Source organism: Stenotrophomonas tumulicola, from assembly GCF_014117215.1.
Lineage (GTDB): Bacteria > Pseudomonadota > Gammaproteobacteria > Xanthomonadales > Xanthomonadaceae > Stenotrophomonas > Stenotrophomonas tumulicola.
This window is the reverse complement of the sequence record NZ_JACGXS010000012.1, coordinates 43,207-58,714: the sequence shown is the minus strand read 5'-3', so window position 1 is coordinate 58,714 and position 15,508 is coordinate 43,207. Positions and strand designations below refer to the sequence as shown.

The following is a 15,508-nucleotide window of genomic DNA, read 5'->3' as shown; positions in this document are numbered from 1 at the left end:
CTCCATCGCCCATGAATGCCGCGTCGCCTCGACGACGCGGCACCCGGGTGGTCAGAACTTCACGCGCACGCCGAAGTTGTAGCGGCGACCAAGGACGTCATACACACCCACGTCGGTATTGGCATCGCCGGCCAGCGCGGTGCCCAGGATGGGGGGCTGCTTGTCGAGCACGTTGTCGATGCCCGCGAAGAGCTGGATGCTGTCATTGAAATCAAAGGTCGCATTGGTGTCGACGTACCACACGCGCGGCGCCTTGTTGACCGCGGCGGTAAGGCCAGGACGCAGGTCGAAACCATCTATCATCCGGCCCTGCAGGCGTACCGCCAGCGGCCCACTCTTGTAGCCAGCGGTGAAGTTGACCTTGAAGTCCGGAATCATGATGGCCCCGGTGCCGCCGCCACAACCTCCTCCCATGTAGCCGGCGCAGTCCAGCTCACCCTGGTCGGCGATCACCTGCATGGAACGCTCGAACAGCCAGCTGGTCAACAGGGTCAATGAGACGTTGCCGTCATTGCCACCGATGCCCCATGGCACGGTGAACCGGTAGTCGGCCTGGAAGTCCAGGCCGCTGGCCTTGATCAAGCCGACGTTCTGCAGCGTCGAGCGCACGTCGTCGATCTGGCCGTTGGGCAACCGGATGATGGCGCGGCAGGTGGGCGAGTTAGCATCCAGCCGGCTGAAGCAGTCGCTGAGCATCTGGTTCGCGCTCAGGCTGGTGATCGCATCCTCGACCTCTACTTCGAAGTAATCCACCGCGAAGTTCAAGCCCTCGACCTGGGGAATGGAGAACACCGCGCCGACGGTGAACGTGTTGGACTTCTCTTCCGACAGGTCCGGATTGCCGCCGCTGGTGCGTTCGAAGCCCACCGAACCCTGCGAGAAATTCGGCAGGTCGGCTGCCGGCACGCCCTGCTGTATGCACAGCTGCTGCTGGGCCTGGCTGGGATTGGCCGCTGCGGTGCAGGGGTCCACGCCGGCGGTGAAGCCACGAGACTGCGGTGAGTACAGTTCGTTCAACGAAGGTGCGCGGATGGCTACGTTGTACGCGGTGCGGAAGCGCAGCCAATCCGACGGTGCCCACTCCATGCCGATCTTCCAGGTGTTGACCGCGCCGATCGTGGAGTAATCCGAATAGCGTGCCGCGGCCTCGATGGCGAGGTCATCGGCGAACCGTGCGCCGCTGAGCAGCGGCACGCGGAACTCGGTGAACAGCTCGCGGACACTGAACTCCCCCGACATGGGGGCCTGCGAGACGGCACCGTACTCGCCCGCCACGTCCATCGCACTGGGCTGGAACGCATACTCGTCCTTGCGGTACTCCGCACCGAAGGCCATCGCCACCGCGCCGGCGGGCAGGTCGAACATCGAGCCACTGATGCTGGCACCGACAACGGTACGATCGAAAGTTTCGTAATGGGCACGCTGCGGCGTCAGGAAGGCCGCCGATTCCGGACTGATGGAGCCCAGGCCGAAGATGCTGGCCGGTACGCAGCCACTGGCCGGGTTGACGCACGCCAGGTTGCCGGCGCCATCCACGGTGGCATTGAGCGCCTGCGCCAAGCGGGCCTGGTTGATCATGTTGTTCTGCGTGGTATCGGTGCGGGTGCTCTGGTCCTGCACGAATGCATCCCAGCGCCACCAATGGCCGCCACTGGCCTCGAAGTCCCCGCGCAGCCCGCCGACCAGGTTGTGGCTGGTACGGTCATAGGTATAGAAACGCGTGCCGAGTTCGTCGGCGCGACGTCCTGCGCCGACGATGCTCGCGGTTCCATCGCCGTCCGGATCGAAGATGTGCGCGTTGTCGGAGAAGAACTGGCGGACCGATGGCAACAGCACTGGGTTGTTGGCGAAGTTCGGCACCAGCAACGTGGACGATGCGGCACCTGGCGTCACCGGGGTGAAGGAATCCGGCGCCTGCTGGTAGCGGTTGGCCGAGTCGGAATAGTAGACCTCGGCATAAGCCTCCACAGCGTCGTTGATCTTGAAGTTCGCCAGTGCGGTGACCTGGGTGCGTTCCAACGGCCGCTGCAGGAAGTTCAGGTCGGCATAGTTGTAGGCATCCTGCGGATTGCAGTAGACCAGCGGCGTGCCGTTGTCACCGAAACGGATGCCGGTGGCTGCACTGCACTCACCAGTGGGGGTCAGGTCCACGCCCACCAGCGATCCGAGCTGGCTTCCGCTCAGGCCGATGCGCGTACCTGGAATGGAACCTGAGCCGCCCGGGACCAGCTCGCCATCCACCGTGTCCAGCGGCACCCGCGAGAATCCGCGCTTGCCCTGCAGCACTGGATCGCGGTCCGTGCGGCTGATGGATACCACGGCATTGCCGCGGTCGTCGGCGAAGTTGCCGCCCAGGGTGATGTCGTACTTGTCGAACGCCCCATCGCCTTCGGACGTCTGGCCATGCGTATAGGCGGCTTCGAGCCCACTGAAATTCCTGCGCATGATGAAGTTGACCGCACCGGCGATGGCATCGGAGCCATACACGGCCGAGGCACCGCCGGTGACGATCTCCACGTTCTCGATCAACGCGTCGGGGATGGTGGCGAGATCCACTACGCCGTCGGAGTTGGCTGCCATGAACCGACGGCCATTGACCAGGGTCAGCGTGCGGTTGGCACCCAGCCCGCGCAGGTTGGCGGTCAGTACGCCGGAGCCGCCGCCATTGTTGACGCTGGACGTATTGCCGGCTGCCAGTTGCGGAAACTCGTTGAGGACGGTTTCGATGGTTGCGCTGCCCGCGGCCTGGATATCTTCGCGGGTCACCATCGTGGTGGGACTGGGTGCGTCCAGGTCCGGACGGATCAGGCGTGAACCGGTCACGGTGACCGCATCGAGCCGGACCGGCTCATCGTCGCCAGCGGCCTGTGCGAAGGCAGGTGCGATACCCCACGGACTCCCGCAGAGTGCAAAGGCCAGGCCTGCGGCAAGCTTTGCCGAGCGTGGAAACGGGCGGTGCATTAACGAAGTGCGCGTTCTACAACAGCGTGCAGAAGTGGATGCGACTGCCATGGTCTCTCTCCCGTGACAAGTTGGCTGGACAGCCCCGTGCGTGCGGGGGCAGCTTTCAGGTCGTCGTCCCGCCGGCTCCGCAATCCACCAATCCCTTGATATCCACGCAAGCCGACAGGTGAAACTTCCCTGTCACGCAGTCTGTTTCCTCGCGCATATGACAGTCTTGTGATTCTTGCGGGAATCGGATGCAGATATCCGCACAATGCATTCCGGTCGCGAATCCGCAGCCCGCTACTTTCTCGATGCATTGCAATTCCGGCGCGCGGAATCCAGCAGAATCCAGCGCGCGTGACTGCAGTGGCGTCGCGCATCTGAATCGCAGCCGATGGCTGCCGGCCATGCCGGGCAGCCATCGGCCTGGGTCAGGGTGCAGCGACGGTGGCCTGGCCCGCCTTGCGCTCGGCGATGAAGGCCCTTACCTCCGATTCCAGCACGGGCAACGGCACCGAGCCGAGATTGAGGATGGTGTCGTGGAAGGGGCGCTGGTCGAACGTTGGTCCCAGCTCACGCTCGGCTTCACTACGCAGGTCGCGAATCGTCTTGTAGCCCAGGTAGTAGGCCGTGGCCTGGCCCGGCCACGCGATATAGCGATCGACCTCGGTCACGATGTCGTGGTGCGCCAGCGCCGTATTCGCGGCCAGGTAATCGATCGCTTGCTGCCTGCTCCAGCCGTATTCGTGCAGGCCGGTATCGATCACCAGCCGCGCGGCGCGCCACATCTCGAAAGTCAGGCGGCCAAAATCATCATAAGGCGTCTCATAGACGCCCATCAGTGTCCCCAGCCATTCGGTATACAGGCCCCAACCCTCGCCGTACCCGGAGAAGTAAGTCTGCTGGCGGAAGTCCGGACGGGTCGGGGCCTCCAGCGCCAATGCAGCCTGGAAGCTGTGGCCGGGCACGCATTCGTGCACCACCAGCGCAGGCAGGTTGTACAGCGGACGCGATGGCAGGTCGTAGGTGTTGAACAGGCAGGAATCCAGGCCACCACGGCCGGAGGTGTAGATCGGTGCCAGTTCATCGGGTACCGGCAGGATGGTGAAGCGGTATCGCGGCAACGTTCCCACCACGTGCTTGAGCTCGCCATCGACCTTCTTGGCGATCCACGCGGTATAGGACAGCAACTCCTGTGGCGTCTTCGCATAGAACCGTGGATCGGTGCGCAGGAACTCGAGGAACTCCGGGAAGGTGCCGCCGAACCCGGATGCAGCCATGACCTGCTGCATCTCGGCGTGGATCCGCTTCACCTCGGCGAGGCCGATGTCATGCACCTGGCGGGGCGTCATGTCGCGGGTGACGAACTCACGGATCTGGGTCTTGTAGAACGCACGCCCGTTGGGCAGGTCGCTGGCGCCGGTGGTGGTGCGGGCCCGTACCAGGTACTGCTCGCGCATGAAGGTGAGCAGCCCGCTGTATGCCGGGACGACGTTTTCCAGCACGGCTTTCCGGCCCTGCTCGCGCAGCTGGCTGAGTGCCGGCTCCGGGATCGAGCGCGGAATGCGGTCGAACATGGCCAGGTATGGATTCTCCGCATCGGTGCGGGTGTAGGGCTCGATGGTCTTGTCGCGCCCCTCCACCGAGGAACGTGGAATGCTCCACCCACGCGACAATCCGGTGTCCATGTTGACGATCTGTTCGCTGAAGTAACGCGGGATGTCGTCCAGCCGCCCAATGAAGCGACGCCAGTCTGCTTCGTCCTGGTAAGGCTGGCGTGGATTAAGTCCGGCCCAGAAGAACGTATCGCTGTTGAAAGGCGCCTCGTAGGTCTTCCAGACCGCACCATTGTGCAGGCCTTCGACGGTCGTGCGGAACACCGCCGCGTTGATCTTCTCCTCGCGCGACAGCTGTCCAGGTGCAATCGCATCGAGCTGCGTGAGCACCTGCGCCCAGTAGTCCGCGCGCCGCGCCCAGGCCTGTGGCGTCACCGACGGAAATCGTGCCGCGGCCTGCCAGCGCCCATCGATCTTCTCGCGCGCGAACTCCTTTTGCCGCCATTCCCATTCGGTGTCGTACAAGGTGCGCAGCGCGGCTTCGGCTGCATTGGCTGGCGGTGCCAACTGCTGTTCCTGCCCCTGTGGCTGGGCCCATGCGATGGACGGCAAGGCCGCGCCGATGGCAATGGAAAGGGATAGCGCCAGCACGCAGGACGTGTGGCGGCGAGGATGGGCAACAGACATGGTGGACCTCCGGAGGTTGCTATACCTATCTGGGATGGGCGTCGGTCATCGCGTTCCAGGCCGGCGGCTGCCTACCCTGGAGATGGCGGACGAAGAAATCGAACTGGCGTCGGTGTGCGTAGTCGATCGGCCCGGTAGAGCGTCCAACCGTGTGTTCCCCACCCGGGATGTTGAGCAGGTCGAAGTCCTTTCCTGCACGGATCAACGCGTCCACCACCTGCATGGTCGAGGCCGGGTCGACGTTGCTGTCCTGCTCGCCGACGATCAGCAGCAGTTCGCCCTGCAGGCGGTAAGCGTTGTCCACGCCCGACGCGCGCGCATAACTGTCATCCACCGGCCAGCCCATCCACTGCTCGTTCCAGCTGATCTTGTCCATGCGGTTGTCGTAGCACCCATTCCAGGCCACGCCGGCGCGGTAGAACTGCGGATGGAACAGGAGCGCGCCAAGCGTACTCTGGCCGCCGGCGGATGCCCCATAGATGCCCACCCGGGAGATGTCGTAGGAGCGATCGCGTGCGGCCAACGCCTGGTGCCAGGCAATGCGATCGGGAAACCCGGAGTCGCCCAGGTTCTTCCATGCCACGTCATGGAATGCCTTGGAGCGGTTGGATGTCCCCATGCCATCGATCTGGACGACGATGAAACCCAGGTCGGCCAGCGCCTGCATGCCGATCACCTTGTCACCGCCGCTGTGGTACCCGAACGGCCAGAAGCCCTTGGGCACGAAGGAATCATGCGGGCCCGCGTAGATGTTCTCGATCACCGGATAGCGCCTGGCCGGATCGAAGTCACGTGGGCGCACTACCAGGCCCCAGATATCGGTGACACCGTCACGTCCCTTGGCGACGAAACTCTCCGGCGCACGCCAGCCGGCGGCGCGCAGCGCGGTGATATCCCCCTGTTCGACCTGCCGCGCCAGGCTGCCATCGGCGTGACGCAGCTCCATGACCGGGGGCATGTCCACGCGCGAATAGGCGTCCACGTACCAGTTTCCGTCGGGCGAAGGCGCGACATCGTGGTCCGCATCGGCGTGGGTCAGGCGCACCGGATCGCCCCCGTCCAGGCCAACCCGGAACACTTGCCGGAAGTAGGGATCGCGCCCTGCGTCCATGCCGCTGGCGCTGAACCATACCTGGCGACGCGCCGCATCGACCTTCAGGACCTCGCGCACCACCCACGGCCCACTGGTCAGCTTGCGTGGCGGCCTGCCGGTACGGTCATACAGGTACAGGTGCCGCCATCCATCGCGTTCGGACAGCCAGACCACCTCGCTGCCACCGTCCAGTTCGTAATGGTACGGACGCGAGACATCGACGAAGGTGCGGCTGTCTTCGGTGACCACCGCATGGGCGCGGCCATCCCGGCTGGATACCTCCACCAGGCGCACCCGCTGGTGGCCACGCTGTATGTAATCGAAGGCGAAAGCCGTGCCGTCCGCACGCCAGCGGATCGGCGACATCCGGTACGGATTGGGGAACAACGCATCATCCACGCGTGTCAGCCGGCCACTGGCGACGTCCGCCAGCACCGGCTGCTCCCTGTCTACCGCATCGCCCGGCCTGGGGTACAGCTGGGTCTGCAGCCGGGGCGGTCCGCCGCCTTCAGGCGAGGTTTCCACGCGGGTGACCAGGTGCGCGTCCCCCGGGCGAACGTGGTAGAACGCCAACTGCCGTGAATCAGGCGCCCACGCAATGCTTTCCGGGTCGTAGAACCCGGTGGCGTTGCCATCCCGCGTCAGCGCCCGCTCGCTGCCATCGGCAACGCGTCGCAGCACGATGTCATGGCCGCGGGAGAACGCTTCCCAGTTTCCGTCCGGAGAGCGGCGTGGTGTGTTGTCCGCATCCACCCGGAGGTCGCGCACCACCCCAAAACCGCGTGGTCGTCGCGGGGAAGCGGCTTCCTGCTGGCAGGCGTAGCTGTACAGGTTGCAGCGCAATGGCATCGCGCCCACCTGCAGGCGTGCATGGGGCACCCCATCGACCTCTATCGCCTGGTAGTCCTCGAATGGCAGGTGCAAGGCCTGCGTATGAAAACCGGTGGCCGCTGCAATGCCCTGGGCGAGGCGCGCATGGTCGAACGCCGCGCTGCCACTGCCCTGTCGTGGATCGAAAAGCTGGAAACGAAAACCACCTTCCACGGTCTTGCGGTAATGGAAGCGGCCATCCCCATGCCATTGCGCCGGCCACGCCACGTCGCGGGTAAGCCCGATCCACTGCGACCTCAGGGCAAGCGAACGCTCCACCTGGGCAGGCAGCGGCAATACCTCGGCGTCGGCACGGGCATCCGTACCCATGCCGCAGGCCAGGACGATCATGGCGGCAGCGAGGATCGTCTTCAATCGGCTTCATCCTCGTCCAGGTCCAGCTCATGCGTGCGCAGCCCGCTGCGCGCGGCCCACTCGTAGATGCCCAGCGCAACCACCGCCACGATCAACGAATCCCACGGATGGGCAACCAGGCCGATGCCACCGAAGGTCCCGAGGTAGGACATCGCCATGACCAGCACGTAGAAGACGATCAACCACAACGAGCACTGGACCTGCCGCAGCAGCTTCTGCCGCCCCTGCACGGAAGGCAGCTTGTAGATGACATAGGCCGCGAACATCACCACCTGCAGCCCGAGCAGCCACGACAGCACCTGCCAGCGCGACCAGTAGACGATCAGCGCGGCCACGATGAAGGACACCGGCCCAAGCACGGCGAACGCACGCACCTTGAATGGCCGCGCCAGTCCTGGCGCGCTGCGACGCAATGCCGCCACGGTCACCGGCGCCACCGCATAGCTCAGCACCAGCGCGGCAGACACCACGCCGATCAGCTTCTCCCAGGACGGAAACGGAAGCGTCCAGAACAGCGACAGTGCAAAGCTTGCCCACAGCGCGCGGCGCGGTATGCCGGACTTGGCGTCGATCTTGGTCAACGCGGGCAGGAAGCCGCCACTGCGCGCCCAGCCGTACATCACCCGCGGCGTGGCGTTCATGTAGATGTTGCCGGTACCGCTGGGCGACACCACCGCGTCGGCCACCACCAGGAACGCCAGCCAGCCCATGCCCAGGGTCAATGCGATATCGCGGTAAGGCAGTGCGTAGAGCTTGTCGATGCCCGCCCAGCCTCCCGCCAGTTGCCCGGCGGGGATGGCACCCAGGAACGATACCTGCAGCAACACATAGATCACCGTGGACAGCGTTATCGACAGGATCAACGCGATCGGGATCGTTTTCTGCGGCTCGCGCACTTCGCTGGCCACCGACACGATCGGCGTCAGGCCCAGGTAGGCGAAGATGATGCCGCCGGTGGAAATGGCCAGCTGCACGCCTGCCGAGCCACTCGGTGCGAAGCCATGGACCTGCATGTTGGCGCTGTCGAAGTGGGTCAGCAGCAGCACGATCACCAGCAGTGGCACCATGAACTTGAACACGCTGACGATGTTGTTGGAGATCGCGAAGCTCTTGACGCTGAAATAGTTCAGCAGGAAATACAGCACCAGCAATCCGAACTGGACGAGCCAACCCAGCAGGCTCGGATCGCTGCTGCCTTCGACGTTGAGGCCGGGGAACCAGGCTGCCGCGTACTGGCGGCTGGCGACGGCCTCGATCGCGATCAGGCTGGAGAACGCGATCAAGGTGACGAAGCCCATCAACGAACCCAGCAGCGGCCCATGCGAGAACTCCGGATAGCGCACCACGCCGCCGGCGCGTGGCAGCGCCGCCCCCAGCTCGCAGTAGACCAGCCCCAGCAGGAATACCGCAAAGCCGCCGAACACCCACGACAGGATGCCGGCCGGTCCGGCCATGGCCGAAACATGGCTGGCTGCGAAAAGCCACCCGGAGCCGAAGATGGAACCGAGCCCGATGAAGGTCAGGTCGGTCAAGCTGAGCGTCTTCTTGAACTTGCCTTGCGATGCCATGGATCACCTGCGCGTTATAGGACGTGTTCGGCGAAGCGGGGGACGACTTCGTGCGGGGGTTACCTCATGCAAACGGGATGTCGATTGCCGGCGATGGCGTGGTGAACCACCGCGCGCCATCGGCTGTCACATGGAAATGGTCTTCCAGGCGCACGCCGAACTGGCCAGGCACCACGATCATCGGTTCATTGCTGGCGCACATGCCGGTTGCCAGCGCAATGCGGTTGCCGCGCACCACGTAGGGCGCCTCGTGGATGGCCAACCCACAGCCATGTCCGGTGCGATGCGGCAGGCCAGGCAACTGGTAATCGGGGCCCAGGCCGGCCGCGGCCAGCACCCTGCGAGCGGCCGCATCCACGTCTTCGCAGGCCACGCCGGGCCGGACCGCCTCGAAGGCCGCCTGCTGGGCCTCTTTCTCCAACGCCCAGATGCGTTGCTGCAGGTCGCTCGCCCGGCCATGGATCCAGGTGCGGGTGATGTCCGAGTGGTAGCCGTGCACGGTGCAGCCGGTGTCGATCAGCACCAGGTCACCGTCGCGAAGTTGCTGTACGCCGGGGATGCCATGCGGGTAGGCCGTGGCATGGCCGAACTGCACGATGCAGAAGGTGGAACCATCGTCGGCACCCAGCGCACGGTGCGCCTCGTCGATGAAGCGCACCAGTTGCCCGGTGGTGATGCCCTCGTGCGCGATACCCGCTGCCAGGCGCTGCACGAACAGCGTCATGTCACAGGCCTGCTGCATCAACGCCAGTTCTGCCGGCGACTTGCGCATCCGGCAGCCGTCGATGAGTACGGTGGCGTCGGTGATGGCAGCGGCCCGCAGGTGCCGGGCCAGCCCGGTGTGGATCGCCAGGGCAGCGGCGGGGTCGAGTGCCAGGGTACTGGCCCCGCGCTCGCGCATCGCCTGTGCCACCCGCGCGTGCGGGTTCTCGTGTTCCTCCCAGAGCCGCTTGTCCACCTCGATGCGCAGCACCGCGTCGAGCGAGCCTTCCTCGAACGCAGGACAGACCAGCACCGGCTTGCCCACGCGGGTGACCAGCAACGCTACCAGCCGTTCGCTGGCCGCCCAGGCAACCCCGGTGAAGTAACGCAGCGAGGCGCCGGCGGTGACCAGCAGCGCGTCCACACCCAGGCGCTGCATCAGCGCGCGTGCCTGTTCAATCCGCTGCCCATGTTCATCGGCGCTGATCGGGGCCGCCTGCGCTTGCCAAGGCCGCAGCTGGGCACGTGCATCGGACAGCGACAGGTGGCCGATCTGCGGCGTCATCCTTCCGCCCCCACTCCTGAGGTGCTCCATTGCCCATCCACCAGGCGCCAGATGTGTCCGGGATTGGCATCGCGCAGCGCCGGCGGCAGCAACGCGTCGGGTACGTTGTCATAGCTGTGCAGGCCAGCAAAGCGGCGGATGGAGCCCGGCATGCCCACCGAGGTGAATCCCGGATGGCTGGTAGCAGGATAGGGACCGCCGTGGTTCTGCGCCGGGCTGACCGCCACGCCGGTGGGCATCCTGTCCACGATCAGGCGACCGACGCGTGGCCGCAGCAGCGGCATCAGCATGGCCGCGAATGCGTCATCGCTGCCATCGCCAGCACGATAGACGGTAGCGGTCAGGTTGCCCTCGAAAGCACGCGCGATGGCCAGCGATTGCGCCGGGCCATGGCTGCGTACGACCACGCTGGCCGGGCCAAAGGCTTCGACCTGCAGCGCCTGTGGTGCTTGCAGGAAGCACTCGCCATCGACTTCCAGCAGTTGCGGCTGGACCCATGCCCCGTCGCGCTGGGGTGTCGGCCTGCCCGCGCGATGCGATGCCCCTGCCTCGGCCAGGGCCTGGAGCGCTGCCGTGAGGTGCCGCTTGCCATCGGCGGAGAACAATACCTGCGCCTGGGCGGCATCAAAGCGCTTGCAGGCGTCGGCCAGGAAAGCATCACCCGCCTCGCCGTGCGGTACCACCAGCAAGCCGGGATTGGTACAGAACTGCCCACTACCCATCGTGCACGAGGCGAAGAATTCCTGCGCCAGGGCGCTGCCGCGCTCGGCCAGCGCGCCCTCCAGCAGGAACACCGGATTGATGCTGGACATTTCCGCGTAGAACGGAACGCCAGCCCGGTCAGCCAATGCCTTGAGTGCCAGGCCACCGGCACGGCCCCCGGTGAATCCGACTCCACCGACGGCCGGATTGCCCACCAGCAACTCGCTGGCCGCGCCTTCCACCTGGTACAGCAGTTGGATCGCCGCTGCCGGCAGGCCTGCGGCGAGCAGCGCATCGTGGGCGATGCGGCCAAGCATCAGGCTGGTACCCGGATGCAGCGGATGCACCTTGGCAATCACCGGTGCCTGCGCGGCGATGGCGGATGCAAAGTCGCTGCCGGCAATGGCATTGAAGGCGAAGGGGAAGTTGTTGGGGCCGAACACCACCACCGGCTTTGCCAACGGGCCATACATCGCGCGCAGCCCGGTGGCGGTATCGATCACCGGATGCGTCCAGCTGCGTTGCCAGACGGCGCGTGCGGCCTGGCGCAGTTGCCCGGTGGTGCGCGGCAGTTCGACATCACGCAGGCGCGGGCTGGCTGGCAGGCCGGTTTCACGGTGCGCCATCGCCACCAGCGCATCGGCCTGGGCTTCGATGCCATCGGCGTAGGCATCCAGGAAGCCTGCGATGCGCGCCGGGTCGGCGGAAGCCATCGCCTCCGCCACTCCAAGCGCTGCAGCCAGTGCCTGCTCCACCTCGCGGCGTGAGCTGACCGGATACCGGTCTCCGATCGACTCGCCGGTGGTCGGGTCGTGCGCTTCCAGCGAACCTGACGGCTCGACCGCATCGCGCCACGTGCCGGCAACAAGGACTGGCTGCAGATGGCTCATGCTTACAACTCCGGGCGGTGTTTGATGGCGCTTTCGATGATCAGCAGGGCCGCATCGCGCTCTGCCCCTTCGACCACCAGGCGCGGTGCCCGCACCCGCTCATTGCCCCAGTCGACGCACTGCTGGGTCAGCTTGATCAGCTGCACGAACTTGGGCACGGTATCCAGGCGCAGCAGTGGCAGGAACCAGCTGTAGAGATCCTTCACCGCGTCATAGCCGCCGTCGCGCGCGCGGTTGAACAGCGCAACGGATTCATGCGGAAACGCATTGACCTGTCCGGCGATCCAGCCGGTCACGCCCATCGCCAGGCCTTCCACGATGGCATCGTCGATGCCGGTCATCAGCACCAGCCGGTCGCCGGACAATGCCTGGATGTCAGCCAGGCGACGGATGTCGCCGGAGGATTCCTTGACCGCCTCGACCTGCGGCAGTTCGTTGGCCAGCTCGGCGATCTGCGCGGCGGTGAAATCGGTCTTGTACGCGATGGGATTGTTGTACAGCAGGATCGGCAGCCCGGTCGCCTTGGCGATGGCCCGGAAGTGCGCGCTCATTTCCTTCCAATCGGTGGAGTAGGCATAAGGCGGCAGCACCATCAGGCCGCGGGCGCCTTCAGCTTCGCAGGCCTGGGCCAGGCGTACTGCTTCGTCGGTGGACAGCGAGCCGATGCCCGGGATCACCGGCGCCGTGTCGCCCAATGCCTTGACCAGCGTGCGCACGATGGCGATCTTTTCGTCGAACGAAAGCGTAGCGCTTTCGCCAAGCGATCCCAGCGGTACCACGCCGATGCAGCCGGCCTCTATCTGCCATTGCGCATGCTTGGCGAGGAAAGCGTGGTCGACTTCGCCATCGGCGGTGAACGGCGTGGTGAGTGCAGGAATGACGCCCTGCCACATGCTCTTGCTCATTTAACGACTCCTGGGGATGGATCCGCCGGCATGCTGGGCTGCAACGCAGCCAGCACGTTCAACGGAACGGGAAAGACGGGGGGACGCAGCCCCATGCGGGGGAGGTGGGCGATCTCGGCCAGGGCCGGGCCGCAGATGCGCCCCTGGCATGGGCCCATGCCGCATCGCGTGTGCAGCTTGATCGCGCGCGCGTCGTGCTTGCCGGCCAGGTCAGCCAGGCGCACGTCCTCGCATCGACAGACCAGGGTGTCCCGGTCCGCCAGCTGGCGGACCGGTTCGCCCAGCGCGAAGTGCGCGCGCAGCAAGGCGGCGAAATGCCGGGCACGCTGGCGGCGGGGGAAGTACCGCCGGGCGGCGTCCGGCGCGCCGGCGGCCGCCAGGCCGGCGATGTGGCCTTCCACCGTGGCGCAGTCCACGCCGCCGATACCGCATGCTTCGCCGGCTGCGAAGACATCAGCCCTGCTGGTGCACTGGAACTCGTCGACCTTGACGGCCGCATGGCGGCCCTCCGGCTGCAGTTCGCAGGACAGCAGCTGGGCGACCTCGATGTTCGGTACCAGGCCGAAGCCACACGCAAGCTGGTCACATTCGATCGTCTCGCGGGATGCGCCGCGCTGCAGCTCGACGGCCTGCACCTGGTGCTCGCCCAGCGCACGCAGCACATGGCTGCCAAGACGATAGGGCACGCCGACCAGTGCCGCGCGCAGCCGCGCCGCCTGCAGCGCCTTGGCCGGCCAGCGCCACAATGACGCGGCGAATGCGTGGACCTGCGCGCGCGATGCCTGCTCATGGATGCCGACGACGTGGGCACCATGCTGCTTGAGCGTATGCGCACTGGCCAGCAACAGCGGACCGGAACCTGCCAGCAGCACCCGCCGCCCCTGCAGTGGGGCGCCCTGCTTGGCCAGTGCCTGCGCGCCACCGGCGCCAGTGACACCGGGCAATGTCCAGCCCGGGAAAGGCAGCAGCAGTTCGCGTGCACCGCTGGCCAGCACTATGGCATCGTAGTCCAGCGTGGTCGCGCCGCCATCGCCATTGATCAACAGGCGCCCTCCCGCAGCGGCCACGACTTCGCAACGCGACAGCAGCAGCGTTCCTGCCGCCGCTGCCGCCTCGCGCCGCTGCAACGCCGCGGCAGGTGCACCGTGGCGCACGTCGTTGCGCCAGACCTGGCCGCCCGCCACCGGCTGCGCGTCGATGATCACCACGCGGGCCCCCTGGCCCGCTGCGGCGATGGCCGCGGACAGTCCCGCCGGTCCGGCGCCGACGACGGCGACATCACAACGAAGATGGCGCTCAGCCATGGGTGACCACCTCCATCGCATCGGCCACCGGCAGCAGGCAGGTGCGTTCCTGGGCAACGCCATTGACGGTCGCGCGGCATTCGAAGCAGACGCCCATGCCGCATAGCGGGGCACGACGCATGCCGGTGCACGAGGTGCGCGTGGTGCCGCCCACGTGTGCGATCGCGGCCGCCACGCTGGTGCCGGCGATGACCGCGATGTCCTGCTGGTCGATCCGCAACCGGACCATCATCGGCGTCATGCCCATGCGATCACCCGCGCCGGATCGTAGGGCGCCGGGTCGATCGCCGGCACGCGGCCTTCGATCAGGTCCAACAGCAGCTGCGCGGTACCGGTGGAGGTGGCCACGCCCAGTCCTTCATGGCCGGTGGCCACCCACGCGCCGCGTCGACCCGGCACTGCACCGATGTAGGGACGGCCATCAGGCGTGCAGGGCCGCTGCCCCGTCCATACGCGGATGGCCTTCAGCGATTGCAGCCCCGGCAGGAAGCGGAAGGCGCGCTGCAGCATGCTGCGCAGCACCGCCGGATTGATCGCTCCGTCCAGTACGCCCTGCTCACGCGAGGAACCCAGCAACAGCTGGCCGGTGGGCCGCGGCTGCACGTTGAAGGCAACGCTGACCGCATCATTGCCATGCGCGCTGTTGGCATAGCCCAGTTCAAGCACCTGGTGACGGAGCGTGCCGGGATAGCGGTCGGTGATGACCAGGTGGCCACGCCGCTGGTGCATCGGCAGTTCCGGCAGCAACGTCGTGCTGGCGGTTCCGGCAGCGACCAGCACCGGTCCGGCGAGGTGGCTGCCGTCGTCCAGCTCGACGCCCTGTTCGCGCAGGCGGACCACCCGACGTCCCTGCAACAGGCGGGCTCCACCTGCCACGGCCCGCGCCACCAGCCAGTTGCAGATGCCCGGTGGATACACCACCGCTTCGCCGGGCACCCGCATGCCGCCCAACAGGTCGCCTGCCAGCGTCGGTTCAAGCTGGCGCAGCTGCGCCGCATCTACGGCCTCGGCATGGATGCCCGCCTTTGCCAACCGCTGTACCCTGGCCGGCACCGAGGCCAGCTCGTGTTCGGTTGCCGCCAGCCACAACGTGCCGCAACGGCTGAACTCCGCATCGGCGACGCCCTTGTACTGCTCCCACAGACCCAGCGAGTAACGTGCCAGCGCCAGTTCCGCCGGATCATCGTCCATCGCCACCAGGTGGCCCATCGATGCTGCGGTGACACCGCCGCCGATGACATCCGGCTCGATGAGCGCGACCGTACATCCACGCTCTGTCGCAAGCTTGGCGCAGTGGGCACCGACGATTCCGGCGCCCACGATGATCAGGTCGAAATGATCCATG

10 protein-coding genes are annotated in these 15,508 nt (G+C 66.2%); all 10 read right to left on the bottom strand.

Annotated features, from left to right (window positions below):
• Positions 1-51 precede the first annotated feature (51 nt).
• On the bottom strand, positions 52-2,961 hold the full coding sequence (locus tag H4O11_RS16935; RefSeq protein WP_182341160.1) for a TonB-dependent receptor plug domain-containing protein: 2,910 nt from the start codon (positions 2,959-2,961) through the stop codon (positions 52-54).
• A gap of 416 nt (positions 2,962-3,377) precedes the next feature.
• Positions 3,378-5,189: a DUF885 domain-containing protein gene (locus tag H4O11_RS16930; RefSeq protein ID WP_182341157.1), complete on the bottom strand. Its 1,812-nt coding sequence runs from the start codon at positions 5,187-5,189 to the stop codon at positions 3,378-3,380.
• A 25-nt stretch (positions 5,190-5,214) separates the two neighbouring features.
• A complete protein-coding gene (locus tag H4O11_RS16925) occupies positions 5,215-7,503 on the bottom strand; it encodes a S9 family peptidase (RefSeq protein ID WP_182341350.1) in 2,289 nt (762 codons plus the stop codon).
• A 20-nt stretch (positions 7,504-7,523) separates the two neighbouring features.
• On the bottom strand, positions 7,524-9,095 hold the full coding sequence (locus H4O11_RS16920) for an APC family permease (protein WP_182341155.1): 1,572 nt from the start codon (positions 9,093-9,095) through the stop codon (positions 7,524-7,526).
• 64 nt (positions 9,096-9,159) lie between these two features.
• On the bottom strand, positions 9,160-10,362 hold the full coding sequence (locus H4O11_RS16915) for a M24 family metallopeptidase (RefSeq protein ID WP_182341152.1): 1,203 nt from the start codon (positions 10,360-10,362) through the stop codon (positions 9,160-9,162).
• Positions 10,359-11,954, bottom strand: a complete 1,596-nt coding sequence (locus tag H4O11_RS16910) for an aldehyde dehydrogenase family protein (protein WP_182341149.1) — start codon at positions 11,952-11,954, stop codon at positions 10,359-10,361. Before H4O11_RS16910 ends, H4O11_RS16915 begins: the two co-directional genes overlap by 4 nt.
• A 2-nt stretch (positions 11,955-11,956) precedes the next feature.
• The gene (locus tag H4O11_RS16905) at positions 11,957-12,859 is read right to left on the bottom strand and encodes a dihydrodipicolinate synthase family protein (protein WP_182341147.1); all 903 of its coding nucleotides are present in this window, start codon (positions 12,857-12,859) and stop codon (positions 11,957-11,959) included.
• Positions 12,856-14,163, bottom strand: a complete 1,308-nt coding sequence (locus H4O11_RS16900) for an FAD-dependent oxidoreductase (RefSeq protein ID WP_182341144.1) — start codon at positions 14,161-14,163, stop codon at positions 12,856-12,858. The genes H4O11_RS16905 and H4O11_RS16900 overlap by 4 nt, the downstream gene beginning before the upstream one ends.
• Complete coding sequence (locus tag H4O11_RS16895; protein ID WP_246333570.1) at positions 14,156-14,404, bottom strand: (2Fe-2S)-binding protein; 249 nt, start codon at positions 14,402-14,404, stop codon at positions 14,156-14,158. Before H4O11_RS16895 ends, H4O11_RS16900 begins: the two co-directional genes overlap by 8 nt.
• A complete protein-coding gene (locus H4O11_RS16890) occupies positions 14,401-15,507 on the bottom strand; it encodes an NAD(P)/FAD-dependent oxidoreductase (protein WP_182341141.1) in 1,107 nt (368 codons plus the stop codon). The genes H4O11_RS16895 and H4O11_RS16890 overlap by 4 nt, the downstream gene beginning before the upstream one ends.
• Between the last annotated feature and the right edge of the window lies 1 nt (position 15,508).